The organism is Streptomyces sp. NPDC001880 (genome assembly GCF_053594575.1).
Map to the genome: position 1 here is coordinate 51,371 of NZ_JBSFET010000014.1, position 25,098 is coordinate 76,468.

Below are 25,098 nucleotides of genomic sequence, written 5' to 3' on the forward strand. Positions count from 1 at the left end.
TCCCAGCCGCGGACCGCATCACGTGTAACGAGGAAGAGGTAATCGGGCTACGAGCGTATGGCCCCTTTCACTCGTTCCGGTCAAATGCGCACATGCTGGCGATTGTTGGTGCGGAAAGTCGGCGGAAATCCGGCAAGGCGTCAGCAGTTGTCGATGAAACGGTCGAGCACCCGCACGCCGAACTTCAGACCGTCCACCGGCACGCGCTCGTCCACACCGTGGAACATTCCCGCGAAGTCGAGCTCCGGCGGCAGCTTCAGCGGGGCGAACCCGAAGCACCGGATACCCAGGTCGTCGAAGGACTTGGCGTCGGTGCCGCCGGAGAGCATGTAGGGCACGGCGCGGGCGATCGGGTCCTCCGCCTTCAGGGCGACCTGCATGGCATCGACGAGCGAGCCGTCGAAGCTGGTCTCCAGCGCCTTGTCGCCGTGCACGTCCTCGCGCTTCACCCGCGGCCCGAGGATCCGGTCCAGATCGGCCAGGAACTCGTCCTCGAAGCCGGGCAGGAACCGGCCGTCGACATGGGCGATGGCCTGGCCGGGGATGACGTTCACCTTGTAGCCGGCGCCGAGCATGGTGGGAGCCGCGGAGTTGCGGAGCGTGGCACCGATCATCTTGGCGATACCGCCCAGCTTGGCGAGCGTGGCCTCCATGTCCTCCGGGTCGAGCGGAGTGCCGAGCGCGTCGGACAACTCGTCCAGGAAGGACCGTACGGTCTTGGTCACCCGGACCGGCCACTTGTGCCGCCCGAGCCGCCCGACCGCCTCGCAGAGCTCGGTGATCGCGTTGTCGTCGTTGGTCATCGAGCCGTGGCCGGCGGTGCCGTCCACGGTGAGCCGCATCCAGTGCATGCCCTTCTGGGCCGTCTCGACGAGGTAGAGCCGCAGCTTCTCGTTCACCGTGAAGGAGAAGCCGCCGACCTCGCCGATCGCCTCGGTGACCCCTTCGAAGAGGCCCGGGTGCTTGTCCACGAGGTACCGCGCGCCGTACGTACCGCCCGCCTCCTCGTCCGCGAGGAAGGCCAGCACGATGTCGCGCGGGGGCTTGCGGCCGCTGCGCATCCGGTCGCGGACGACCGCGAGGGTCATCGCGTCCATGTCCTTCATGTCGACCGCGCCGCGGCCCCACACGCAGCCGTCCGCGACCTCACCCGAGAACGGGTGGTGCCTCCAGTCGTGGGCATTGGCCGGAACCACGTCGGTGTGGCCGTGGATCAGCAGCGCGGGCCGGGACGGGTCCTCGCCCTCGATCCGCGCCACGGTCGAGGCACGGCCCTTGTGGGACTCGAAGACCTGCGGCTCCAGCCCGACCTCGGCGAGCTTCTCCGCGACGTACTCGGCCGCGCCCCGCTCCCCCGGTCCCGAGTGGTCCCCGTAGTTGCTGGTGTCGATCCGGATCAGCTCACGACAGAGGTCCACGACCTCGTCCTCGCCTGAGCCGGTCCGGTCCGTGCTGGTCTCGCTCACGCTGCTTCCTTCCACCGTCGCTGAGGTGCTCGCCTCATCCTCCCGCGCCGGGCCCGCGAGCCCAAGGGCACCCACCCCTCGCCATGCGCCTTTCGCACGTCCGGGGCGTGATCGAGCACCCCCGAATGTTTGCTATTGTTTTCCACGTCGGAACGGGCCGGAGCCCGCGAGACAGACACCTTGTCCGGGTGGCGGAATGGCAGACGCGCTAGCTTGAGGTGCTAGTGCCCTTTATCGGGCGTGGGGGTTCAAGTCCCCCCTCGGACACAGAGCAAGTGCCGATCAGGAAATATCCTGATCGGCACTTTGCGTTGCGCTCCGAGCGAGGAGTCCCTGTGATCCGCACACACGCCCCCGCACTGCCCTGGTACGAGGACATGGAGCCCGGATCCGGCGGACTGGAGCCGCGCGCCTGGTACGCGGACTCGGACGCCGGACGGATGTCGCTGAACGGGGAGTGGCGCTTCCGTCTCTCGCCGGGTGCCGCCACCCGGGACGAGTCGTTCGCGCGCCCCGGCTTCGACGCCTCGGGGTGGGCGACGGTCGGGGTTCCCGGGCACTGGGTGCTCCAGGGGGGCGGCGGCGCTCCCGCCTGCACGAATGTGGGGAGCTGTCTGGAGGACCAGGACCAGTGGTGGCTGCCCGGGATCTTCCGGGACGTGACCCTGCTGGAGCGGCCGCGGGGTGCGCCGAGGGACTTCTTCGTGCACACCGGGTACGACCATCGCGACGGGTCCGCGGGACACTGCGGGTGGAGCGCGAGGGGACCGAGGGGCGGGTCCTCGCGCCCGAGCTGGGGGTGGTTGTCGCGACGGGCGAGGCGGTGACCATGGTGGTCGAGCCGTGGACGGCCGAGACGCCCCTGCTGTACGACGGGGAGCTGGTGACGTCCGGTGAACGGATCGGGCTGCGGGTGGGGTTCCGCAGTGCCGTGGTCGAGGACGGGCTCATCAGGGTCAACGGGCGGCGGGGGCTCTTCCGCGGGGTGAACCGGCACGAGTTCCATCCGGAGACCGGGCGGACCATGGACGCGGCGACCATGCGGCGCGATCTGGTGCTGATGAAACAGCGCAACATCAACGCCGTGCGGACCAGCCACTACCCGCCGCATCCGGCCTTCCTCGATCTCTGCGACGAGCTGGGTCTCTGGGTGATCGACGAGTGCGATCCGGGGACGCATGGCTTCTTTGACCTGGAGTGGCACCGGTGGGCGGAGCTGACGTGACGGCGACGGTTGGGGCTGCGGGTCGAAGGGGTGCGCCGTTCCGGTTCACCGCGCGGCGGTGGACGAGCGAGGAGCTGGACGCGGCGGAGCACCGGACGGGGCTGCGGGCCGACGGGACCGTCCGGGGCAATCCGGATCACGCGGTGCAGGGCATCGGCTCGCGGTCGTGCGGGCCGGGTGTGCTGCCGGAGTACCGGCTCGACACGCGCGCCGCGGAGTTCTCCTTCGTCCTCACGCCGCTGGGCTGATCCACGCAGGGGCCCGATCCGCGCTCCGGGGGCGACGACGTACCATCGGCGTTTTGCGCGATCTTGGTTCTTCGCAGGGGGCATGTGATGGGCGGCAGGCGCAGAAGGCGCGGAACGACAGTGGCCGGGGCGGTCGCCGGGGCGGTGCTCGTCTCCGGCATCGGGCTGTGGGCGACGGACAGTTGGCCGTTCCGGGAGAGCTACTGCTGGGGGGCGTGGGAGCAGGACAGCGGTGCGGACTTCCTGGGCGAGGACGCGCTCGCCACGTCCGGCTCCGAACGGAGCGCGACCGAGTCCGCACCGCCCTCCGCCTCCCGTCACCACGCCAGTTGCACGGTCACGGTGACCTCGACGGCCCCCGACGACGACTCGGACGAGCCGCTCTCCTTCAAGGAGCAGGTCACCGTCGAGTACGGACCGGTCCCCACCGAGGCCGAGGCCCAACGCACCTGGATCGCCCGGTACTTCGACGGCTCGGGTGCGCGACTGCCCGACGGTCTCGACGGACTGGTCGCCGGTGACCGGGCCATGCTGGTCCTGCCCGAGACCTGCGACGTGGACGGCAGGCCGACCGCGGTGACGATCCGGAGCGCGAGCAGCGGTGACGGCCATCTGGGCAAGGTGGCCATGCCGTTCACGATCGGCACCCGGTCCGCAGTCACCCGGATGCTGCTGGACGCGGCCAACACCGGTATGCAGAAGGCTGGTTGTGCGCCGAAGAAGCCGCTGCGCACGACCTCGCCCTTCGTGACCGTCCCCGAGGACACCGGCTCCGCCCGGAGCCCGCTGTGCCGGATCCCCGGTGTGACGCTGGACTTCGGCAAGGGCTCCGCCTACCAGGAGAAGGTGGGCGTGGTCGACGGACGGCTCCAGACGTGTTCGGTGGTGTGGCGCGCGCGGGGGCTGCCCGACGAGCCGGCGGCGCAGTACGTGATGGCGTCCGAACCTCGCCTGGTCGCGCTGTTCGAGGGTCTCCCCGAGGGCGTCGGCAACGGGCTCGTGCGCACCGAGTGCCACGGGCGGCGAACGGTGTTCTACGCGAACCTCGTTTCCGGGCTGAAGGGTTCGGGCCGGCCCGACGACCGCACGGTGTTCACACGCTTCACCGAGTCCGTGGGCAAGCGCATCGGATGCGGGACCGGTGAGGGCGCATGAGCGAGGGGGAATCCGTGGAACACGAGGCGGCGGCAGTGGACGGCGAGAACACGACGGAACCCGCCGAGGAGGCGCGGGAGCACGGGCCCGAGCAGGAGCCCTCCGCACAGCCGGAACCCGCCCCGGCGCGCGTGCCGGTGCTGCGCAGCCTGCTGCGCAGCCGTACCGCCCGTGCGGTCACCGCCGCCGGGCTGGCCGGTGCGCTGCTCGGCGCCGGTGCGGTGGCCTGGCGCACGGACACGCTGCCGCTGGTAGGGCCCGCCCCGTGCTGGGACTCGCTCGGCGACTCGGCCATGTCCGGCCTCTTCGGTGACCGCAGGACCGAGGTCGAGGAGCAGACCCTCCAGGCCGATCCGGTCGGCCGGGGCGACTCGTACGGGCAGTGCCGCATCACCAGCTACAAGGACGACCGGGCGCGCCGCCAGGTGACCCTGAGGGTGCACCGGCTGGACGGCCTGATGGGCACGGACGGGCGCGACTGGCCCGCGGAGTTCCTCGCGGCCGACATGGTCCCGCTCGGCGACGGGCTCCCAGGGCTGGCCTCGTCGTCGCGCGCCTGGCTGGCACTGCCGCAGAGCTGCACCGGGCGGGACGAATTCACCGGCCCCACCGTGGTGGACATCGGCATGGGGCCGACCGGGCTCGACCTCGCGTCGGACTACGAGCGGGAGGACCGCGCGGCGCTGACCCGTGCGCTGGTGGAGGCCGCCAACGGGGTCATCCGCGACTTCGGCTGCTCCGGCACGTACCGGACACCGGGCACGATGCCCGCCCCGAAGGAGCGGAAGAAGACGGATGCCGCTGCCTTCTGCGGCATCCGGGGCTTCACACTTCCCGAGGCGCACCGCAGGGATCTGGCCCGCACGCGCGTCGGTGGCGACGGTGGACCGGCCCGGATCTGCGAGGCCGGTGGCTCCTACAACCCCGCCGTACGGCTGACGACGGTGACCGACGCGGCGCTGTCCGAGATCTTCTCCTCGGGCACGCTCAGGACCGGTCTGCCCGTCCAGGGTTCCAAGGGCTCCGGCTCCATCGACGGAACCAGGGCCGTCTACCGGGCGAAATGCCAGACCGGTCCGGTGGTCTTCGTGGTGGAGCAGCTGGATCACACGGAGCACTCGGTTGCCGGCCTCGCCCGTGAGCTGCTGCCCGGCTATGTGGCCGCCGAGGCCGAGCGGGTCGGCTGCGGTCCGGAGAAGGTGACGCTGCCGGGCTCCTGACGGCGCCCGGCCGGCGACCGGCGATACTTTGCGGACACCCCGGGCGACAGAGCGAGGAGCCTGCACCATGAGTACCGCAGCAGTGGCCGGCGTTCCCCGGTGAGGGGGCGTGCGAAGCCCCCGTCGGCGCCGCTGCCGCAGCGGGACGGGATCGATCCGGTCCGGCTGCGGCTCCCCGCGGATCCGGACGGGGCGTGGCCGACGGTGCGTGACCATCTGCTGGCGCGGTTCGCGGGGGCGATCGGCGCGCGGCAGGTGGACGCCATGTTCGCCGAGGGCCGGTTCGTCTCCGTGCGGGGCCCGGTGTCCGCCGACGAGCCGTACGAAGCGGGCCGGTACATCTGGTTCCACCGGGACTTCGCGCCGGAGGACCCGGTGCCGTTCCCGGTCGGTGTGGTCCACCGCGACGAGCATCTCGTCGTCGCCGACAAGCCGCACTTCCTGGCGACGACGCCGCGCGGCCGACACATCACCGAGACCGCGGTGGCCCGGCTGCGCCGCGAGCTGGAGCTGCCGCAGTTGCAGCCGGCGCACCGGCTGGACCGGCTGACGGCGGGCCTCGTCCTGTTCGTCGTACGGCCCGGGGAGCGGGGTGCGTACCAGACGATGTTCCGGGACCGTCTGGTGCGCAAGGAGTACGAGGCGGTGGCGCCGTACGATCCCACGCTGGTCTTCCCGCGTACCGTCCGCAGCCGGATCGTGAAGGAGCGCGGGGTGATCGCCGCCCGTGAGGAGCCGGGCGAGCCGAACAGCGAGAGCCGGATCGAGCTGCTGGAGCACCGGGAGGGGCTCGGCCGCTACCGGCTGCTGCCCGCCACCGGGCGGACCCATCAGCTGCGGGTCCATATGAACGCCCTGGGGCTACCGCTCGTCCACGATCCGGTCTATCCGGTGGTCGAGGCGGAAGGAGCGCCGGACGACTTCGCGCACCCGCTCCAACTCCTGGCCCGGGTACTGGAGTTCACCGATCCGGTCACGGGCGATCCACGCCGCTTCGAGAGCGGGCTGCGGCTCTCCGCGTGGCCGGACCGGTGAGCCCCGGCGGCTCTCAGTGACCGCGGGCGATCCACTCGTCCAGGTGCGGGGCCTCCGCGCCGATGGTGGTGGAGTCTCCGTGGCCGGTACGGACGGTGGTCCGCGGCGGCAGCGGGAGCAGCCGGTCCCGGATCGACGCGACGATGGTCGGGAAGTGGGAGAAGGACCGTCCGGTGGCGCCGGGCCCGCCCTGGAAGAGCGTGTCCCCGGTGAAGACGGTGGCCTGCTCGGGGGCGTACAGGCAGACGGCGCCCGGGGCGTGGCCGGGGGTGTGCAGGACCTTGAGCGTCGTTCCGGCGATCTCCAGTTCCTGGCCGTCGGTCAGTTCGCCGTCCGGGAGGCGGTCCGGGTGGGTCTGCTTCCACAGCGGCAGGTCGTCGGGGTGCAGCAGGATCGGCGCACCGGTCGCGCCGGCCAGGGCGGGGGCCGCGTCGATGTGGTCGTTGTGCGCGTGCGTGCAGACGATGGCGCGCAGCGTACGGCCGTTCAGCGCGGCCTCGATGGCGGCGGCGTCATGGGCGGCGTCGATGACGATCGCCTCGGTGTCGTCGCCGACGATCCAGACGTTGTTGTCGACGTCCCACTCCCCGCCGTCGAGTGCGAAGGTGCCGGAGGTGACGAGGTGGTCGATGCGGGCGGTCATCAGAAGACCACCACCGAGCGCAGCACGTCGCCTTCGTGCATCCGGGCGAAGGCCTGCTCGACGTCGCCGAGTCCGATGGTCTCGGTGACGAACGCGCCGAGGTCGATCCGCCCCTGCTGGTGCAGGTCGATGAGCATCGGGAAGTCGCGCGAGGGCAGGCAGTCGCCGTACCAGGAGGACTTGAGCGAGCCGCCGCGCCCGAAGACGTCGATGAGCGGCAGCTCCAGCTGCATCTCGGGGGTCGGGACGCCGACCAGGACGACGGTGCCGGCGAGGTCGCGGGCGTAGAAGGCCTGCTTGTACGTCTCAGGGCGGCCGACCGCCTCGATGACGACGTCCGCGCCGTTGCCGCCGGTGAGGGAGCGGATCGCCTCGACCGGGTCGGTGGAGCGGGAGTTGACGGCGTGCGTGGCGCCCATCGTCTTCGCCGTCTCCAGCTTGCGGTCGTCGATGTCCACGGCGATGATCTTCGCCGCGCCGGCCAGCCGGGCTCCGGCGATCGCCGCGTCGCCGACGCCGCCGCAGCCGATCACGGCGACCGAGTCGCCGCGGCCGACCTGTCCGGTGTTGATGGCGGCGCCGATGCCCGCCATCACGCCGCAGCCGAGCAGACCGGCGACGGCCGGGGAGACCTCCGGGTCGACCTTGGTGCACTGGCCGGCGGCGACCAGGGTCTTCTCGGCGAAGGCGCCGATACCGAGGGCCGGCGACAGCTCCGTGCCGTCGAGCAGGGTCATCCTCTGCTTCGCGTTGTGGGTGTCGAAGCAGTACCAGGGGCGGCCTCGCAGACACGCGCGGCACTGCCCGCACACGGCACGCCAGTTGAGGATGACGAAGTCGCCGGGCGCGACGTCCGTGACGCCCTCGCCGACGGACTCCACCACTCCCGAGGCCTCGTGGCCGAGCAGGAAGGGGAACTCGTCGTTGATCCCGCCCTGCTTGTAGTGGAGGTCGGTGTGGCAGACGCCGCACGCCTGGATCTTCACCACGGCCTCGCCGGGGCCCGGGTCCGGGATCACGATCGTCTCGATCCGTACCGGCTCGTTCTTCCCCGGTGCGATGACCCCTTGCACCTGCTGCGACATACCGTGGTCTCCCTGTTTTCGTCTCTTTGCGAAGATCGAACGCGAACAACGGTACGCCCCGCGAGGGTGTCACGGCGGCGCGCCGCGTTGGCGGGAATCGACCGCCGTCCACCCGGTGGGATGTACCGCTTTCGGTCAGATGATGCGCCCTGCTGAACTCCGGCGGTTTCCAGACCGTCCTTCGATGCACAGGGACCGCCGAATCAATACCTGCGGGGGCAGGGGTCGCGTGGTCCAACAGCAGTGGAATTACGGATCAATGGGGGAATCACCTTGACCGAGACCACCCGGACCACGGAGAGGAACGGCCACCGGACCGACGAGCCGGGACCGGAGCCCGCAACGGCCGGGCTCGCGGTGCCGGCCGGCGGACTCGTCCCGTACACCGACGCGTTGCCCGTCCCGCCGGTGCTCCGTCCGCAGAGCGGCGATGTGCTCCGCGAGACCGAGATCACCCTGTCGCCCACCTGGGTGCGGCTGCACGCGCAGCTGCCGCCGACGTTGATGTGGGGGTACAACGGCACGGTGCCGGGGCCGACCATTGAAGTGCGGCGCGGGGAGCGGATCAGGATCGCCTGGACCAACCGCACCCCCAAGGGCAGCGAGTACCCGGTCACGGCGGTGGAGGTCGGACCGGTCAAGCAGGACGAACCGGCGCCGCACAACCGTCCCGGACGCGACGGCGTCGAGCCGAACGCGGATGTCGCCGCGCTGCCCGCCTGGACGGTGACGCATCTGCACGGCGCGCAGACCGGTGGCGGCAACGACGGCTGGGCGGACAACGCGGTCGGCTTCGGCGACGCGCAGTTGTCGGAGTACCCGAACGACCATCAGGCCACGCAGTGGTGGTACCACGACCATGCGATGAACATCACCCGGTGGAATGTGTACGCCGGGCTCGTCGGCACCTATCTGATCAGGGACGACGAGGAGGATGCGCTCGGTCTGCCGTCCGGCGACCGGGAGTTGCCGCTGATCCTCGCCGACCGCAACCTGGACACCGACGCGGACGGCCGGCTCAACGGGCGGCTGCTGCACAAGACGACGGTGATCACCGAGGCCCACCCGGAGACCGGGAAGCCCGTGTCGCTGCCGTTCTTCGGCCCGTACACCACGGTCAACGGCCGCATCTGGCCGCATCTGGACGTGGACGACGCCTGGTACCGCTTCCGCCTCGTCAACGCCTCCAACGCGCGGATCTACGATCTGGTGCTGGTCGACGAGGACAACAACCCGGTGCCGGGCGTGATCCGGCAGATCGGCAGCGACGGCGGGCTGTTGCCGCGCCCGGTGCCGGTCGACTTCGACGAGGTGCTGCCACAGCTGACGATCGCCCCGGCCGAGCGGATGGACCTGCTGATCGACTTCTCGGCGCTGGCCGGGCGCCGGGTCCGGCTGGTCAACCGCGGCAGGCTTGCACCGGGGGTGCCGGACCTGTCGGCGAACGTGCCGTTCCCGCAGGTGATGGAGTTCCGGGTACGGGAGACGGGGCAGCGGGACGGCTTCGAGCTGCCCGAGGTGCTGTCCGGTTCGTTCCGGCGGTACGAGCACGGCGGGCTGGAGCACGGGCACCGGCTCGTGGTGCTCACGGCGCCGGGCACGGTCGGCGGCGGCGGTCACCCGGAGATCTGGGAGATGGCGGAGGTCGAGGACGCCTCCGAGGTGCAGGTACCTTCGGACGGTGTCGTCCAGGTCCGGGGCGAGGACGGCGCGGTGCGCACGTACCGCAGGATCTCGCGGACCTTCAACGACGGCCTGGGCTTCACGGTGGGCGAAGGCAGCTACGAGCAGTGGTCGTTCCTCAACCTGGGCGGTCCGACGCATCCGATCCACATCCACCTGGCGGACTTCCAGGTGATGGGCCGGGAGGCGTACCGGCTGGACGGCTTCGATCCGGCGGTCGGCGGAACCCGCACCCCCGTTGCGTTCGACCACGGCACCACGATCCCGACGGCACCGAACGAGCAGGGCTGGAAGGACGTCTTCCGGGTGCCCCAGGGGCAGTTGGTGAAGGTGCTCGGGAAGTTCGACGGGGCGTACGGGCGGTTCATGTACCACTGCCATCTGCTGGAGCACGAGGACATGGGCATGATGCGGCCGTTCGTCGTGATGCCGCCCGAGGCGGTGAAGTTCGACCACGGTGCCGGGCACGGCGGCCACCACGGTCACAGCGGCTGACCGACCGAACCGGCGGCCCCCGCGGGATCGTTCCGCGGGGGCCGTCGTGTGTCCGCGCATCCGCGGCCTCAGGGCGCGAGGACGTCCAGTTCGTGCAGGGCGCCCACCGCGATCTCCTTCGTCAGCCGCTCCGCCGCCGCCGCGTCGCCCTCGCGCACCGCCTCGGCGAGCCGGACGTGGAGAGTGACCGCGGCCGGGTCCGGGTCCTCGAACATCACCTGGTGGTGGGTGCGGCCCGCCAGGACCTCGGCGACGACGTCGCCGAGCCGCGCGAACATCTCGTTGCCGGAGGCGTCGAGCACGATCCGGTGGAACGCGATGTCGTGCTCCAGATAGCCCTCCAGCTGCTGGCCGCGCGAGGTGGCGACCATGCCGAGCGCGCACTCGGTGAGGGCCGCGCACTGCTCCGGGGTGGCGTTGCGGGCGGCGAGGCCGGCCGCGACGGGTTCGATCGCCGACCGCAGCACGGTCAGGGAGCGCAGCTGGCGCGGGCGGTCGGCGCCGGCCAGCCGCCACCGGATGACCTGGGGGTCGTACACGTTCCACGCCTCGGTCGGCCGGACGGTGACGCCGACCCGGCGCCGGGACTCGACCAGGTGCATGGACTCCAGGACGCGGATCACCTCGCGCACGACGGTGCGCGAGACGTCGAAGCGCTGGGCCAGCTCATCGGTGCGCAGGACCTGTCCCGGCGGGTGCTCCCCGGCGGCGATCTCCAGACCCAGGGTGTCCAGCACATGTGTATGCAGCCCGGGGCCCTGTGTGGTCATGAGCACAGCCTACGGGGCACCTTTCAGGAACAAAAAGTACGACGTTTACATCACATCGCCTTGAATAAGTCGTACGTATACGTTTCAGTAGCGCGACGGACCGATGTCGAGGAAGACATCGAAGAGGACTGCGAGGCACCACCAATGAGCATCCCCCACGTCGTCGTGGTGATGGGCGTAGCAGGGACCGGCAAGACCACGATCGGCCCCCTGCTCGCCGCCGAACTCGGCGTTCCGTACGCAGAGGGCGACGACTTCCACCCCGCGGCGAACATCGCCAAGATGTCGGCCGGCACCGCGCTGGACGACTCCGACCGGTGGCCCTGGCTCGATGCGATCGGCCGGTGGGCGCACAGCCGGGCCGGGCTCGGCGGAGTGGTGAGCAGCTCGGCGCTGAAGCGGTCCTACCGCGACCGGCTGCGCGCCGAGGCACCCGGCGCGGTCTTCCTCCATCTGACCGGCGACCGGGCTCTGATCGAGCACCGCATGGCGGAGCGCAAGGGTCACTTCATGCCCACCGCGCTGCTCGACTCGCAGTTCGCCACCCTGCAGCCGCTGCGGGAGGACGAGGCCGGGGTCTCGGTCGACGTGTCCGGCACCCCCGAAGAAATCACCCAGCGAGCCGTCGCCGCGCTGCGCCGGCTCGAATACTAAGGATCACCACCGTGACCAGTCTCAGCGTCGAGATATTGGCAGCGGACGCCGTCGAACCGATCACTTCGGCAGGCAACGCGCAATTGGGCATCGCAGTCCTGGCGGGCATCGCCGTCATCGTTGTGCTCATCACCAAGTTCAAGATGCACGCGTTTCTCGCGCTGACCATCGGCTCGCTGGCACTCGGCTCGTTCGCCGGCGCCGCACCGGCCAAGACGATCGCCAGCTTCACCGCCGGGCTCGGCTCGACCGTCGCGGGTGTCGGTGTGCTCATCGCGCTCGGCGCGATCCTCGGCAAGTTGCTGGCCGACTCCGGTGGTGCGGACCAGATCGTGGACACCATCCTCGCCAGGGCGAGCAGGCGGTCCATGCCGTGGGCCATGGTCCTGATCGCCTCGATCATCGGCCTGCCGCTCTTCTTCGAGGTCGGCATCGTGCTGCTGATCCCGGTGGTGCTGCTCGTCGCGAAGCGCGGCAACTTCTCCCTGATGCGGATCGGTATCCCGGCGCTGGCCGGTCTCTCCGTGATGCACGGCCTGATCCCGCCCCACCCCGGCCCGCTGGTGGCGATCGACGCCCTCGGCGCCAACCTCGGTGTCACACTGGCGCTGGGTGTGCTGGTCGCGATCCCGACCGTGATCATCGCGGGGCCGGTCTTCTCCCGTTACGCGGCGCGCTGGGTGGACATCGAGGCCCCGGAAAAGATGATCCCGCAGCGCCCCTCGGAGGAACTCGACCGCCGTCCCAGCTTCGGCGCCACCCTGGCGACCATTCTGCTGCCGGTCGTGCTGATGCTGATCAAGGCTCTGGTCGACATCGTCGTGGACGACCCGGAGCAGGGCCTGCAGAAGGTCACCGATGTGATCGGCTCGCCGCTGATCGCGCTCCTCGCGGCCGTCGTGGTCGGCATGTTCACGCTGGGCCGGGCGGCCGGTTTCTCCAAGGGCCGGCTCTCCGCCACCGTCGAGAAGTCCCTTGCCCCGATCGCCGGTGTGCTGCTGATCGTGGGCGCGGGCGGCGGCTTCAAGCAGACCCTGATCGACGCCGGCGTGGGGCAGATGATCCTGGACTTCTCCAAGGACTGGTCGATCCCGGCACTGCTGCTGGGCTGGCTGATCGCCGTCGGGATCCGGCTCGCGACCGGCTCGGCGACCGTGGCCACCATCTCGGCCGCCGGTCTGGTCGCCCCGCTGGCCGCCGACATGTCGACGACCCATGCCGCTCTGCTGGTCCTCGCCGTCGGCGCGGGCTCGCTCTTCTTCAGCCATGTCAATGACGCCGGGTTCTGGCTGGTGAAGGAGTACTTCGGCATGGACGTCGGCCAGACGGTGAAGACCTGGTCGGTGATGGAGACCATCATCTCCGTGGTCTCACTGGTCTTCATCCTGCTGCTGTCGCTGGTTCTCTAGCGCGCGGCCGCCCGCACGGTCCTCCCCCCACAGCGCATGCTGTGACCGTGCCCAATGGCGCTCGACCGACCCGGTGCGCATGCCACGGCGTGCCTCCGGGCCGGCGAGCGCCATTGCCGTGTGCGTCGGTCACCGAGGAGGCGACGGAGCAGTAGCGGAAGCCGCCGCCGTTGAGGAGCAGGCCGGTCGGTCCGGTGGGGTCCTGGTCGGCGACCGCGCCCAGGCCGGATTCCGGCGTGCGTTGCAGCGCGGGCGCCGCGACCGCCCCGGCGGCGCCCAGGCCGAGCACGGCCAGGACGAGCCGGCGGCCCACGGGGGTCCCCTCGGCTTCGGAAGGACGACTGCTCGCCCGGCCGTTCGACCAGCTGCACCCGTCGGCCACCGCGCGGGCCACCTGCCGATACCGGCTCACAACTCGGCCCGTCCGGAGCGCAGTTGGCGGCACACGCCGGGGTTCCAGTACCGGCGCCGCGCCCCGGCGGGCCATGTCAGACTTGGCGCCATGTCGAACCGTGAACCCCTCAAGCCCTTTCTGCTCGCCTTCCCCGGACCGCTGCGCGACCGGCTGGTGGGAGCGGTGCTCGCCGGCACGAAGGTGTCGACGACCGGGCTGCTCGCGGAGTACGAGGCGGAGAAGGAGGAGCTGCCCCCGGTGGGTGAGCGGTCGGCGCTGATCGACTCGGACGGCCGCGAGACCGCGGTGCTGGAGGTGACGGAGGTGCGGGTGCTGCGCCTCGGCGACGTCGACCTCCAGCATGTGATCGACGAGGGCGAGGGCGACACCTCGGTCGCCGAGTGGCGCGCGGGACACGAAAGGTTCTGGCACAGCGAGGAGATGCGCGAGGCGCTCGGCGACCCGGGGTTCACCGTCGACGACGACACCATGGTCGTCGCCGAACGGTTCCGGGTCGTCGAGCTGCTGGACCGCGCCGTGGGCACGGAAAGCCGGTAGACCGGTCGGGGTGGCAGGGCAGTGCGGTACGGGGCACTACAGCCGTCGGGTGAGGATCTCGCCGCAGGTCAGCGGGGGCGCGACGGCACCGGGACGGCCGGTGCGGACGAAAGCGGTCCAGGTGGCGCGCACGGCCCTGCCCAGCTCGTCCACCTCCTCCCAGGTGGTGTCCCCCAGCATCGGGGAGTCCCGCCAGGCGGCCCGCGAGCCCAGGAGCAGGGGCAGCTCCACGCAGTGCGTGGCGCCGTACTCCGATCCGGCCGGGCGCCAGTCCAGTTGGTAGGCGTGCACCCTGGCTCCGGCCCGGACGAACTGATGCCCGAGGGCGGTCAGCGGTTCGGTGTACATCCGCCGCGTCGGCTCCGCCGGGTCGCCGTTCCCGCCCGGCTCTCCGGGGAAGGCCGACATGTCGTCCGCGTTCCAGCCGTACATGATGTCCAGGCCGCGAACGTGCGGTCCGGGGGCGGCGTCGGCCGTGCCGACGGGGCCGAACGGCGGTTCCAGGGTGGACGCGGCACGTTCCCGGTGGGCGAGCCCGGTGTCCCGTTGCGCCGCGAGTACGGCTGCCGGGCCGGCGGTCCGCGGGCCGGCGCCGGGGGCGTGTACCGCGAGCCGCTCGGCGAAGATCCGGCCGAGGGCTTCGGCATCGGCCCGCGACCGGGTGGCGATCGCCAGCGGCGCACTCTGCAGGATCGCGCGACGGAACAGCCCCCGGGCCTCGGGCAGCTCCATCAGCAGCCGGATGGAGAGCGCCCCGGCGGACTGCCCGAAGACCGTGACATCGGCGGGGTCGCCGCCGTACGCGGCGATGTGCGTCCGCACCCAGCGGAGCGCTTCGACCTGGTCGTACAGGCCGAGATTGCCCTCGGACACCCCGTCGAGGCAGAGGTACCCGAGCGCGCCGACGCGGTAGTTGACGGCCACCACGACGACATCGCCCTCGGCGGCGAGTGCCCCGCCGTCGTACCAGTCCATGAGGCCCGCACCGCTGCTGAACCCGCCGCCGTGGAACCAGACCATCACCGGCCGCGCCGCGCTGTCGCGGGCGGGTGTGGTGACGGTCAGGTTCAGACAGTCCTCGCCCTGCGGGTGCCGGTCGTGCGGCGGTCCCATCACCGCGTCGAGCCTGGACGGCAGTTGCGGGCAGATCTCGCCGGTGGGCGGGCGGCCGTCGTCTTCACGCACCGGGCGGGGCCGCGCGAAGCGCTCGGCCACGGCGTAGCGGACTGGGCCGGACCGGACCACGGCGGGGCGCGTCATGCGCCGCGCCCGGGGAGCGACTCCGCCGGGGCGGCCCGAACCCGTTCCGGCGCCTCTTCGGGCACCAGCCGGAACAGGGCGACCGCGCCGGCCAGGCTGACGGCGCAGATCCCGACGAGGTACCACGTCACCCCGGTCGCCGAGCCGCCCGAGTTGAGCAGTGCGGTGGAGATCATGGGAGCGAGTCCGCCGCCCAGGATGGCGCCGCCCTGCAGGATCACCGAGGAGCCCGAGTACCGGACATTGGCGGGGAAGGTGTCGACGATGATGCTGCCCTGCACGCAGTGGGTGACCGGGATGATGAGGCCCATGCCGAGGAGGGCCACCACGGCGAGGGCGGAGTTGCCCGTGTCGAGGAGCGGGAAGAAGGCGACGCACCAGATGAGGATGGCAGCGGATCCGGCGATGAACATGGTCCGGCGGCCGTGCCGGTCGGCGATCTTCGTCCACACCGGAATGGTCGCGAACCACAGGGCCGCCGCGACGGTGACGCTCACGACGAGGAACTGCTTGTCGTAGTCGAGGTGCTGGGAACCGTAGGACAGCGTGAAGACCATGAACACATAGGCGACGGCCGAGTTCGCGACGACGGCGAGCAGGGTCAGCGCGAGCCGGGGGAAGCCGACCTTCATGGATTCGGCGAGCGGGAACCTGACCACCTGGTCCTGGGCCCGGACACGGTCGAAGGACGGTGACTCAGTCACCCGCAGCCGGATCACCAGCCCCACGGCCACCAGGACGAAGCTGAGCAGGAACGGGATGCGCCAGCCCCACGAAGTGAACGCGTGGTCGCCCATGACCGCGTTGGTGACCAGGAAGATCACATTGGCCAGGACCAGGCCGCCCGGTGTGCCCATCTGCGGGAAGCCCGCGTAGAGGTTCTTCTTGCCCGGTGGTGCGTGTTCCATCGACATGAGGGTCGCTCCGGCCCCTTCGCCGCCGAGCCCGATGCCCTGGACGATGCGCAGCGTGACCAGGAGGACCGGGGCCCAGAAGCCGATGGAGTCGTAGCTCGGGATGACGCCGATGAGGGTGGAGCCGATCCCCATCAGGACGAGGGAGACCACCAGCGTCGCCTTGCGGCCGATGCGGTCTCCGTAGTGGCCGAAGACCAGGCCGCCGAGGGGGCGGGCGACGAAGCCGACGGCGAGGGTGCTGAAGGCTGCCAGGGTGCCGGCGGCGGGGCTGAGCGAGGGGAAGAACTGCTCGTTGAAGATGAGGGCCGCGGCGGTTCCGTAGAGGAAGAAGTCGTACCACTCCAGCGTGGTGCCCGCGAGCGTGGCGAGGGCGGTTCTGCCGGCAGTCGCTCGGGCGCCGCCCGAGAGTTCTTCGTGAGGTGAAGTGTTCACGGGGTGACCTATCACTTGGATGGCGGGCTGTGGGCGGTTCGCCCCGGACAGCCGCTACGACGGCCGGGCTTCACCCGTCGTCAACCGTGGATCCTGATGGCCTGAGACATGACACACAAATGCCGAATCCGGGACCTGCCATACCTGTTCAGGTATACCCGAATGCCGAATGCCCTCGCGGGCATACGGATGATCACTGAGCGGCCCCACGCCCGCATCTGACGCCAGCAACCCGATATGCCATTTCAGGTATGGCTCGGCACGAGAACTGCATTTGTCCGGCATGGCTACGCGGATCACAGTGGGACGCATGACGGCAGAGACTGGGCGGTGGATCCGCAACTTCGTGGCCGGGCAGTTCGTGGAGCCCGACGAGAACCGCAGCTTCGACAAGACCGATCCGGCGACCGGCCGGGTCTTCGCCCGGGTGCACGAGGCGGACAGAGACCTGGTGGACCGCGCGGTGAACGCGGCCAGGCACGCCCTGCACGACGGGTGGGCGACGACGCCGGTACGGGAGCGGGCCGCGGTGCTGCGCCGGGCCGCGGACCGTATCGAGGAGCGCTTCGAGGAGTTCGTCGCGGCGGAGGTCGCCGACACCGGCAAGCCGGTCACCCAGGCGCGGGAACTCGATGTCGCACGCGCGCTGACAAACTTCCGCACCTTCGCCGACGTGGTGGCCGCCGCCGGCCAGGAGTCCTTCCTCACCGACCTCGCGGGCGGCCGGCAGGCACTCAACTACGCGGTGCGCAAGCCGCTCGGGGTCGTCGCGGTCGTCGTCCCGTGGAATCTGCCCCTCCTGCTGCTGACCTGGAAGGTCGCCCCGGCCCTGGCCTGCGGCAACGCCCTGGTCGTCAAGCCCAGCGAAGAGACCCCGGCCACCGCCACGCTGCTGGCCGACGTACTCGCCGAGGCCGGACTGCCCGCCGGGGTGTACAACGTCGTCCACGGCTTCGGCGGCGACTCCGCCGGTGAGTACGTGACCTCGCACCCGGGGATCGACGGGGTGACCTTCACCGGCTCGTCGGCCACCGGCTCCCACGTGATGAAGACCGTCGCGCCCCGCGTCCGTCCGGTGTCCTTCGAACTCGGCGGCAAGAACGCCGCCGTCGTCTTCGACGATGTCGACATCGACGAGGCGCTGACCGGGCTGACCAAGTCGGTCTTCACCAACACCGGCCAGGTCTGCCTGTGCACCGAGCGGGTCTACGTACAGCGCTCGGTCTTCGCCGACATCGCCGAGGGGCTCGCCGAGCGGGCCCGCGGCCTGCGTCTGGGCGACCCGCTGGACGAGCGGACCACCACCGGACCGCTGATCTCCCGGACCCACCGGAACAAGGTGCTGAGCTACTTCGAACTGGCCGAACAGGCCGGGGCGAAGGTGCTCACCGGCGGCGGCGTACCGCAGCTCGGTCCCGGACTCGCGGGCGGCTCATGGATCGAGCCGACGCTGTGGACGGGCCTGACCAACGCCGACCGGCCCGTGCGAGAGGAGATCTTCGGCCCGGTGGCCGCCCTGATCCCCTTCGACACCGAGGCGGAGGCCATCGCCCTGGCCAATGACACCGAGTACGGCCTCGCGGCTTCCGTGTGGACCAACGACCTGCGCCGCGGCCACCGGGTGGCGCAGTCCATGAACGTCGGCATGGCCTGGGTCAACACCTGGTTCCTGCGCGATCTGCGCTCCCCCTTCGGCGGTGTCGGACTCTCCGGCATCGGCCGCGAGGGCGGCGAGTCCTCCCTGCACTTCTACACCGAGCCGACGAATGTGTGCGTACAGCTGTGACCGATCACGACACCCCCGACCTGTCCGCACGGATCGACGCGGCCGCGGCACGCCTCACTGCCGCCGCCACCACGCGCACCCCGTGCGCTCCCGTCCGGGAGTTCCTGGGCCGCGAGAACATCGACGCCGCCTATGAGGTGCAACGCCGCATCGCGGCCGGCCGGAGCGCCGCCGGGGCCCGGGTGGTGGGCGCCAAGATCGGCCTCACCGCGCCCGCCGTACAGCAGCAGTTCGGCGTGTTCCGCCCCGACTTCGGGGTGCTCTTCGACGACATGATGTATGCCCACACCGAGCCGCTGCCGCTGAACCGTTTCCTCCAGCCGCGTGCGGAGGGCGAGATCGCTTTCGTGCTCGGCCGGGACATCGACCGGCCCGGTGCCGGCGTCGCCGATGTGCTGCGGGCCACCGAGTTCGTGCTGCCCGCCATCGAGATCGTCGATTCCCGGATCACCGGCTGGGATCTCGCCATCACCGACACGGTCGCCGACAACGCCTCCAGCGGCGCGTTCGTGCTCGGTACCACTCCGTATCCGCTGAGCGGGCTCGACCTGTCCCGGGTCGGCATGATGCTCCAGCGCGAGGGCGAACCGGTCTCCTTCGGCGCTGGACACGCCTGCCTCGGCTCACCGGTCGTCGCCGTGGCCTGGCTGGCCCGCGAACTGGCCGCCCGGGAACAGCCGTTGCGCGCCGGAGACGTCGTCATGTCCGGGGCACTGGGCCCGATGGTGCCGATCGGCGGTCCCGGCCGGTACCGGCTGGCGCTGGACGGGCTCGGCGAGGTCGAGGCAGTCATCGAGGAGGAGAACAAGTGAGTTCCACCGCATCCGGCACCGTTCCGGTAGCCGTCATCGGGTCCGGCAACATCGGAACCGACCTCATGATCAAGGTGCTGCGGCTCTCGAAGACGCTGCGCATGGGCGCGATGGTGGGCATCGACCCGGACTCCGACGGGCTGGCCCGCGCCGCCCGGCTCAAGGTGACCACCACGCACCGCGGTATCGACGGGCTGGTGGAGCTGCCCGGATTCGCCGACATCAAGGTGATCTTCGACGCCACCTCGGCCAAGGCCCATGTGCGCAACGCCCGGATCGCCGCGGAGCACGGGAAGCTGATGATCGACCTCACTCCGGCGGCTCTCGGGCCGTTCGTGGTGCCGTCGGTCAATCTGGACGAGCATCTCGCCGCCGGGGACGTCAACATGGTCACCTGCGGCGGCCAGGCGACCATTCCGGTCGTCGCCGCGATCTCCCGGATCGCGCCGGTCGCGTACGGGGAGATCGTCGCCTCCATCGCCTCGAAGTCGGCCGGTCCCGGAACCCGGGCCAATATCGACGAGTTCACCGAGACCACCGGTGAGGCGATCCGCCTGGTCGGCGGCGCCGAGGTCGGCAAGGCCATCATCGTGCTCAACCCGGCCGAGCCCCCGCTCGCCATGCGCGACACGGTCTTCTGCCTCGTCGAGGGCGAACTGTCCGACGCCGAACGGGACCGGATCGTGGCCTCCGTCGAGCAGATGGCGCAATCGGTACGGGAGTACGTGCCCGGCTACCGGCTCAAGCAGGACGTTCAGTTCGACCCGGTCGAGGACACCGTCGTCCCGGCCCTGGGCCGACGGGTCACCGGGGTCCGGATCTCGGTGTTCCTGGAGGTGCTCGGCGCCGGCCACTACCTGCCCGACTACGCGGGCAATCTCGACATCATGACCTCCGCCGCGGTCCGCACCGCGGAGAAGATCGCCGCACTCCGAGGATGGGTGACCTCATGAAGCTGTACGTCCAGGACGTGACCCTGCGCGACGGCATGCACGCGATGGGGCACATGTACACCGTCGACCAGGTACGCCGGATCGTCGCCGCGCTCGACCGGTCCGGGGTCGCGGCCATCGAGGTCGCGCACGGCGACGGTCTCGGCGGTTCGAGCGCGAACTACGGGTTCGGCGCGCACAGCGACGAGGAGTGGATCGAAGCCGCGGCGGACGTCCTCGAACACGCGAAGCTGACCACCCTGCTGCTGCCCGGCATCGGCACCATCGACCATCTGCGCCGGGCCCATGCGCTCGGGGTGCGCAGCGTGCGCGTCGCGACGCACTGCACCGAGGCCGATGTCAGTGCGCAGCACATCTCCTGGGCCCGGGAGAACGGGATGGACGTGTCCGGGTTCCTGATGATGAGCCATCTCAACTCCCCCGAGGGTCTGGCCCGTCAGGCCGCGCTGATGGAGTCGTACGGGGCGCACTGCGTCTACGTCACCGACTCCGGCGGCCGTCTGACGATGCGTGACGTCGCCGCCAGGGTCGACGCGTACCGCGAGGTGCTGGACGAGGCGACCGAGATCGGCATCCACGCCCACGAGAACCTCTCGCTGTCGGTCGCCAACAGCGTGACCGCCGTGGAGCACGGCGCGTACCGCGTCGACGTGGCACTGGCCGGGCAGGGCGCCGGGGCCGGGAACTGCCCGGCGGAGCCGTTCGTCGCCGTCGCGGACCTGCTGGGCTGGGAGCACGGCTGCGATCTGTTCGCGCTCCAGGACGCCGCCGACGACATCGTCCGCCCGCTGCGCAACCGTCCGGTCCAGGTGGACCGGGAGACCCTGACGCTCGGCTACGCCGGTGTCTACTCCAGCTTCCTGCTGCACGCCGAACGTGCGGGGCGGCGCTACGGGGTCGACACCCGGGAGATCCTCCTGGAGGTCGGCCGGCGGCAGATGGTGGGCGGCCAGGAGGACCTGATCGTGGACATCGCACTGGACCTGGCCGCGCGGCGCGCGGCCGGCACGGAAGGGAGCGGCAAATGATCTCGGCAGAGCTGACCGGCACACTGGCGCAGCGGCTGGACACGGCACAGACGTCCCGCAGGGACACCCCGAGCCTCGCCGAAAGTCATGAGTTCGACATCGATGACGCGTACGCGGTGCAGGCGGCGCTGCTGGAACTGCGGGTGGGCCGCAGCGAGCGGGTCGTGGGGGTGAAGCTCGGATTCACCAGCAAGGCCAAGATGGCTCAGATGGGTGTCTCCGACGTGATCGTGGGCCGGCTCACGGACGCCATGCGGATCGCTGACGGCGACGAGGTCGATCTGTCGCGCTTCATCCACCCGAAGGTCGAGCCCGAGGTCGCCTTCCGGCTCTGCCGGGACGTGGATCCGGAGGATCCGCTGACGGCCATCGAGTCGTGCGTGGATGCCGTGGCCCCGGCGGTCGAGATCATCGACTCGCGTTACCGGGACTTCCGGTTCACGTACACCGATGTCGTCGCGGACAACACCTCGGCGGCCGGCTACGCGATCGGGCCGTGGCGGCCCCTGGCGGACGTCTCCAACCGCGCGGTGCGGCTGCGTACCGCGGCGACGGAGACGGTGGGATCGACCGCCGCCATTCTCGGCGACCCGGTGCACGCGCTGCACGCCCTGCTGGACATGTGCCGCCGCCGCGGCATTTCGCTGAAGGCCGGTCAGGTGGTACTCGCGGGCGCTGCCACGGCGGCCGTGCCGCTGGTGGCGGGGGTCACCGAGTGCGATGTGGCGGGCATCGGGTCCGTCACGGTGAAGGGGTTCTGATGAACGGTTCACGGGTGATCGAGGGCAAGGCCACTCCGCGCGGGCGGTTCCCTCATGTGAAGGTCGCCGGGGACCTGGTATTCGTCTCCGGCACCAGTTCGCGCCGGCCGGACAACACGTTCGTGGGTGTCGAGGCCGATGAGTTCGGCACCACGGAACTGGACATCCGGGCACAGACCCGGGCGGTGATCGAGAACATCCGGGACATCCTGGCCGAGGTGGGCGCGGAGCTCTCCGACATCGCCCAGATCACCGCCTATCTGGTGTCCATGAACGACTTCGGCGGATACAACGAGGTCTACGGCGAGTTCTTCGACGAGCGGGGACCGACCCGGACGACCGTCGCGGTGCACCAGTTGCCGCATCCCCATCTGCTGATCGAGATCCAGGCGGTCGCCTATCTGCCGCGGCCCGGCCAGTCACACACAGCGCACAGCACGGAGGTGTCCTCATGACCGCCATTCCCCCGGTCATCGATTTCCAGGGCTGGATCACCGAGCACGAGCACCTGCTCAAGCCGCCGGTGAACAACCGCACCATGTCCCTGGGCCAGGACTTCATCGTCCAGGTCGTCGGCGGGCCCAACCAGCGGACCGATTTCCACCTCGACCCCTACGAGGAGTGGTTCTACCAGGTCAAGGGCGATATGCACGTCAACCTCATGACCGAGGACGGGCCGCGGACCGTACACATCCGGCAGGGCGAGGTCTGGCTGCTGCCCGGCAATGTGCCGCACTCCCCGCAGCGGCCGGACGCCGGTTCGATCGGGCTGGTCATCGAGCGGGTCCGGAAGGAGGGCACCCTGGAGCAGTTCCAGTGGTACTGCCCCGAGTGCGCCGAGAAGATCCATGAGGTCGAGCTCCAGGTGCGGGACATCGTCGCGGATCTGCCGCCGGTCTTCGCCGAGTTCTACGGTGACGAGAAGGCGCGTACGTGCCCCGAGTGCGGTGCTCTGCATCCTGGGAAGGGCTGAGCGTGGACCGCACGATCGACATACACACGCATTACGTTCCGCGCGGCTGGCCGGATCTGACGGCCGAGGCCGGTCCGAACGCTCCCTGGCTGCGGATCGAGTCCGAGTCCGACGCCGTGATCATGATGGGTTCCAGGGAGTTCCGGCGGATCCAGGCCGATGCCTGGGACGCCGGGACCCGGCTGCGGGACATGGACGCGGACGGGGTGCACCGTCAAGTGGTCTCCCCCACACCGGCGTTCTTCACCTACGGGCGCAGCGGGGCCGAGGCCGCCAAGGTCTCGCGGATCTTCAACGATCTCGCGCTGGAGATCACCGCCCCGGCACCGGACCGGCTGATCCCGTTCTGCCAGGTGCCGTTGCAGGATCCCGACGCGGCCTGCCGGGAGCTGGAACGGAGCATCGCCAACGGGCACCGGGGCGTGGAGATCGGCAACCATGTCGGGGATCGCGACCTGGACAGCGAAGGGGTCGTCACCTTTCTCCAGCACTGTGCCTCGCTCGATGTGCCGGTGTTCGTGCACCCCTGGGACATGGCGAGTTCGCCGCGGCTGGACCGGTGGATGGCGCAGTGGCTCACGGCCATGCCCGCCGAGACGCATCTGTCGATCCTCGCCCTGATCCTGGGCGGGGTCTTCGACCGGATCGACGACCGGCTGAAGATCTGTTTCGCGCACGGCGGCGGCTCGTTCGCGTTCTGGCTCGGCCGGATGGAGAACGCCTGGCACGGCCGGCACGATGTCATCGGCACCTCCGAGCACCCTCCTTCGCACTATCTGGGCCGTTTCTACGTCGACTCGGTGGTATTCGACGACCGTGCCCTGCGGCTGCTGGTCGACACGGTCGGTGCGGACCGGGTGATGGTGGGCAGCGACTATCCGTACCCGCTGGGGGAACGGCCGGTCGGCGAGGTGGTCCGCAAGAGCTCCTTCCTGGACGACCGCAGCCGGGAGCTGATCACACACGGCAACGCCGAGCGTTTTCTTGGACTCACCGGTCTTTAGGACCCGTCGCCGGGATTGCCGTACGCCGTGCGGCGTCGTCGCGCACGCGACCGACGCCGCACGGTCGCCTTCGGGCGGCGCCGGTTCGACGGCACGGCCCAGGGCGTGTTTCGAAAGTCCCGCCTGGCCGGGGGCGTCCGGGCGGACGACGCTACTTTCGAAACACGCCCTACAGCGGACCGTCGCCGCCGTCCGCGCCCCGTGCCGCCATGCCGGCGGCGATGTCCTCCAGGCTCCGGATCAGTGCCTGCGCGGACGGGCCCAGCGCCCGGGCGGCCGACAGGGTCAGTCCGACACTGTGCCCGATCGGGTCCAGCGGCACCGCCAGCCGGACGATACGGGTGTCGTCCCGGATGATCAGACCGGGCAGCGCCGCGACGACATCGGTCTCCAGCAGAAGCTGACGGACGGTCAGGAACGAGGTCGTCTCGACCCGGTTCATCGGCAGCGGCATCCCGTGCCGGGCGAAGAACTCCTCGATCTCCCGTCGCAACGCGGTCTCCGCGCCCGGCAGGATCCAGGGGTAGTCCGGCAGGTCCGCAAGCTCCACCACGCCCTGCCCGGCGAGCGGGTGCGAGGCCCTGACCACGAGTTCGACCGACTCGTCGTAGAGCTTGCGGCGCACCGTCCGCTCGTCGGAGGGGACGGTGAGCCGACCGACGACGAAGTCGATCCGGCCGGCCTCCAGCTCCAGGAGCAGAGCCTCCGGCGACGCCTCCCGGACGATCACTGTCAGATAAGGGCGCTCCTTCTTGATGTCGGCGATGGCCCGCGGCAGGAGCACATTGGAACCGGCCAGATGGGTGCCGACGATGACCGTGCCGCGGTCGGCGTCAGCCAGCTCCACCAGGTGGCGGCCCGCCTGCGCGAGCTGGGCGAGCACGGACCGGGCGTGCTCGGTGAAGGCCTCTCCGAACACGGTGGCGGTGACGCCCCGGGGCCCACGTTCGTAGAGCGGGACGCCGAGGATGTCCTCCAGCTCGTGCAGACTGCGGGTGGCGGCGGGCTGGGTCACATGCAGCTCCGCGGCGGCACCGACGACGCTTCCCTGCCGGGAGAGAGCGTCGACGAGAACCAGGTGGCGGAGCTTCAGCCGGCCGTCGAGGAGACGCGGGATCTTCACGCCACGACT

The 25,098-nt window shown here is 70.5% G+C and carries 23 protein-coding genes, 1 tRNA gene and 2 pseudogenes; 18 read left to right on the top strand and 8 right to left on the bottom strand.

Annotated features, from left to right (window positions below; translation table 11 throughout):
* Nucleotides 1-140: 140 nt before the first annotated feature.
* Nucleotides 141-1,466 (bottom strand): M20/M25/M40 family metallo-hydrolase, encoded by a 1,326-nt coding sequence (locus tag ACWCQ6_RS11585; protein ID WP_451087908.1) that lies wholly within the window; start codon nucleotides 1,464-1,466, stop codon nucleotides 141-143.
* Nucleotides 1,467-1,648: 182 nt separating this feature from the next.
* On the opposite strand from ACWCQ6_RS11585, the gene ACWCQ6_RS11590 reads away from it, so the two are divergent.
* The 6 genes and pseudogenes from ACWCQ6_RS11590 (at nucleotide 1,649) to ACWCQ6_RS11615 (ending at nucleotide 6,349) form a co-directional block, all read left to right on the top strand.
* Nucleotides 1,649-1,733: transfer RNA gene (locus tag ACWCQ6_RS11590), tRNA-Leu, on the top strand.
* Between the two features lie 110 nt (nucleotides 1,734-1,843).
* Nucleotides 1,844-2,667, top strand: a pseudogene (locus ACWCQ6_RS11595) (glycoside hydrolase family 2 TIM barrel-domain containing protein); the annotation flags it as partial.
* Nucleotides 2,668-2,687: 20 nt separating this feature from the next.
* Nucleotides 2,688-2,939 carry a beta-galactosidase small subunit-related protein gene (locus ACWCQ6_RS11600; protein WP_451087910.1) on the top strand — a complete coding sequence of 84 codons (252 nt, stop codon included), beginning with the start codon at nucleotides 2,688-2,690 and terminating at the stop codon, nucleotides 2,937-2,939.
* 120 nt (nucleotides 2,940-3,059) lie between these two features.
* A complete protein-coding gene (locus tag ACWCQ6_RS11605) occupies nucleotides 3,060-4,094 on the top strand; it encodes a hypothetical protein (protein ID WP_451087912.1) in 1,035 nt (344 codons plus the stop codon).
* Nucleotides 4,091-5,314 (top strand): hypothetical protein, encoded by a 1,224-nt coding sequence (locus ACWCQ6_RS11610; RefSeq protein ID WP_451087914.1) that lies wholly within the window; start codon nucleotides 4,091-4,093, stop codon nucleotides 5,312-5,314. The genes ACWCQ6_RS11605 and ACWCQ6_RS11610 overlap by 4 nt, the downstream gene beginning before the upstream one ends.
* Nucleotides 5,315-5,413: 99 nt before the next feature.
* Nucleotides 5,414-6,349: a pseudouridine synthase gene (locus ACWCQ6_RS11615; RefSeq protein WP_451087916.1), complete on the top strand. Its 936-nt coding sequence runs from the start codon at nucleotides 5,414-5,416 to the stop codon at nucleotides 6,347-6,349.
* 13 nt (nucleotides 6,350-6,362) lie between these two features.
* On the opposite strand, the gene ACWCQ6_RS11620 is transcribed toward ACWCQ6_RS11615, so the two are convergent.
* Together ACWCQ6_RS11620 and ACWCQ6_RS11625 are read right to left on the bottom strand one after the other, a co-directional pair.
* The gene (locus tag ACWCQ6_RS11620; protein ID WP_451087918.1) at nucleotides 6,363-6,992 is read right to left on the bottom strand and encodes an MBL fold metallo-hydrolase; all 630 of its coding nucleotides are present in this window, start codon (nucleotides 6,990-6,992) and stop codon (nucleotides 6,363-6,365) included.
* Entirely contained in the window at nucleotides 6,992-8,077 is a 1,086-nt protein-coding gene (locus ACWCQ6_RS11625) for an S-(hydroxymethyl)mycothiol dehydrogenase (RefSeq protein WP_451087920.1), read from the bottom strand. The genes ACWCQ6_RS11620 and ACWCQ6_RS11625 overlap by 1 nt, the downstream gene beginning before the upstream one ends.
* A 357-nt stretch (nucleotides 8,078-8,434) precedes the next feature.
* On the opposite strand from ACWCQ6_RS11625, the gene phsA reads away from it, so the two are divergent.
* Nucleotides 8,435-10,255 carry an O-aminophenol oxidase PhsA gene (gene phsA, locus ACWCQ6_RS11630; RefSeq protein ID WP_451088047.1) on the top strand — a complete coding sequence of 607 codons (1,821 nt, stop codon included), beginning with the start codon at nucleotides 8,435-8,437 and terminating at the stop codon, nucleotides 10,253-10,255.
* Nucleotides 10,256-10,323: 68 nt separating this feature from the next.
* Here the strand turns inward: phsA and ACWCQ6_RS11635 are convergent, their stop codons facing one another.
* A complete protein-coding gene (locus tag ACWCQ6_RS11635) occupies nucleotides 10,324-11,025 on the bottom strand; it encodes a FadR/GntR family transcriptional regulator (protein WP_451087922.1) in 702 nt (233 codons plus the stop codon).
* Between the two features lie 144 nt (nucleotides 11,026-11,169).
* Here ACWCQ6_RS11635 and ACWCQ6_RS11640 point away from each other — a divergent pair, with 144 nt between their 5' ends.
* Together ACWCQ6_RS11640 and ACWCQ6_RS11645 are read left to right on the top strand one after the other, a co-directional pair.
* Nucleotides 11,170-11,679, top strand: coding sequence for a gluconokinase (locus tag ACWCQ6_RS11640; RefSeq protein ID WP_451087924.1), 510 nt, complete (start codon nucleotides 11,170-11,172; stop codon nucleotides 11,677-11,679).
* Nucleotides 11,680-11,690: 11 nt separating this feature from the next.
* Nucleotides 11,691-13,088: a GntP family permease gene (locus ACWCQ6_RS11645; RefSeq protein WP_451087926.1), complete on the top strand. Its 1,398-nt coding sequence runs from the start codon at nucleotides 11,691-11,693 to the stop codon at nucleotides 13,086-13,088.
* Between the two features lie 130 nt (nucleotides 13,089-13,218).
* On the opposite strand, the pseudogene ACWCQ6_RS11650 reads toward ACWCQ6_RS11645, so the two are convergent.
* A pseudogene (locus ACWCQ6_RS11650) lies at nucleotides 13,219-13,470 on the bottom strand (hypothetical protein); the annotation flags it as partial.
* Nucleotides 13,471-13,590: 120 nt separating this feature from the next.
* On the opposite strand from ACWCQ6_RS11650, the gene ACWCQ6_RS11655 reads away from it, so the two are divergent.
* Nucleotides 13,591-14,040: an ASCH domain-containing protein gene (locus tag ACWCQ6_RS11655; protein WP_451087928.1), complete on the top strand. Its 450-nt coding sequence runs from the start codon at nucleotides 13,591-13,593 to the stop codon at nucleotides 14,038-14,040.
* A 36-nt stretch (nucleotides 14,041-14,076) separates the two neighbouring features.
* On the opposite strand, the gene ACWCQ6_RS11660 is transcribed toward ACWCQ6_RS11655, so the two are convergent.
* Both ACWCQ6_RS11660 and ACWCQ6_RS11665 read right to left on the bottom strand, forming a co-directional pair.
* Entirely contained in the window at nucleotides 14,077-15,300 is a 1,224-nt protein-coding gene (locus ACWCQ6_RS11660) for a carboxylesterase family protein (RefSeq protein ID WP_451087930.1), read from the bottom strand.
* A complete protein-coding gene (locus ACWCQ6_RS11665) occupies nucleotides 15,297-16,649 on the bottom strand; it encodes an MFS transporter (protein WP_451087932.1) in 1,353 nt (450 codons plus the stop codon). The genes ACWCQ6_RS11660 and ACWCQ6_RS11665 overlap by 4 nt, the downstream gene beginning before the upstream one ends.
* A 310-nt stretch (nucleotides 16,650-16,959) precedes the next feature.
* Here ACWCQ6_RS11665 and ACWCQ6_RS11670 point away from each other — a divergent pair, with 310 nt between their 5' ends.
* From ACWCQ6_RS11670 to ACWCQ6_RS11705, 8 genes are read left to right on the top strand one after another with little or no spacing between them, the layout of a single operon-like run.
* Nucleotides 16,960-18,435 (top strand): 2-hydroxymuconic semialdehyde dehydrogenase, encoded by a 1,476-nt coding sequence (locus ACWCQ6_RS11670; protein WP_451087934.1) that lies wholly within the window; start codon nucleotides 16,960-16,962, stop codon nucleotides 18,433-18,435.
* Entirely contained in the window at nucleotides 18,432-19,247 is an 816-nt protein-coding gene (locus ACWCQ6_RS11675; RefSeq protein ID WP_451087936.1) for a 2-keto-4-pentenoate hydratase, read from the top strand. Before ACWCQ6_RS11670 ends, ACWCQ6_RS11675 begins: the two co-directional genes overlap by 4 nt.
* Nucleotides 19,244-20,200 carry an acetaldehyde dehydrogenase (acetylating) gene (locus ACWCQ6_RS11680; RefSeq protein ID WP_451087938.1) on the top strand — a complete coding sequence of 319 codons (957 nt, stop codon included), beginning with the start codon at nucleotides 19,244-19,246 and terminating at the stop codon, nucleotides 20,198-20,200. Before ACWCQ6_RS11675 ends, ACWCQ6_RS11680 begins: the two co-directional genes overlap by 4 nt.
* The gene (dmpG, locus tag ACWCQ6_RS11685; RefSeq protein WP_362001307.1) at nucleotides 20,197-21,228 is read left to right on the top strand and encodes a 4-hydroxy-2-oxovalerate aldolase; all 1,032 of its coding nucleotides are present in this window, start codon (nucleotides 20,197-20,199) and stop codon (nucleotides 21,226-21,228) included. The genes ACWCQ6_RS11680 and dmpG overlap by 4 nt, the downstream gene beginning before the upstream one ends.
* Nucleotides 21,225-21,989, top strand: coding sequence for a 2-keto-4-pentenoate hydratase (locus tag ACWCQ6_RS11690; protein WP_451087941.1), 765 nt, complete (start codon nucleotides 21,225-21,227; stop codon nucleotides 21,987-21,989). The genes dmpG and ACWCQ6_RS11690 overlap by 4 nt, the downstream gene beginning before the upstream one ends.
* Entirely contained in the window at nucleotides 21,989-22,444 is a 456-nt protein-coding gene (locus tag ACWCQ6_RS11695) for a RidA family protein (protein ID WP_451087943.1), read from the top strand. The genes ACWCQ6_RS11690 and ACWCQ6_RS11695 overlap by 1 nt, the downstream gene beginning before the upstream one ends.
* A complete protein-coding gene (locus ACWCQ6_RS11700; RefSeq protein WP_451087945.1) occupies nucleotides 22,441-22,962 on the top strand; it encodes a 3-hydroxyanthranilate 3,4-dioxygenase in 522 nt (173 codons plus the stop codon). Before ACWCQ6_RS11695 ends, ACWCQ6_RS11700 begins: the two co-directional genes overlap by 4 nt.
* A gap of 2 nt (nucleotides 22,963-22,964) precedes the next feature.
* On the top strand, nucleotides 22,965-23,966 hold the full coding sequence (locus tag ACWCQ6_RS11705; RefSeq protein ID WP_451087947.1) for an amidohydrolase family protein: 1,002 nt from the start codon (nucleotides 22,965-22,967) through the stop codon (nucleotides 23,964-23,966).
* 169 nt (nucleotides 23,967-24,135) lie between these two features.
* On the opposite strand, the gene ACWCQ6_RS11710 is transcribed toward ACWCQ6_RS11705, so the two are convergent.
* Entirely contained in the window at nucleotides 24,136-25,089 is a 954-nt protein-coding gene (locus ACWCQ6_RS11710; protein WP_451087949.1) for a LysR substrate-binding domain-containing protein, read from the bottom strand.
* Between the last annotated feature and the right edge of the window lie 9 nt (nucleotides 25,090-25,098).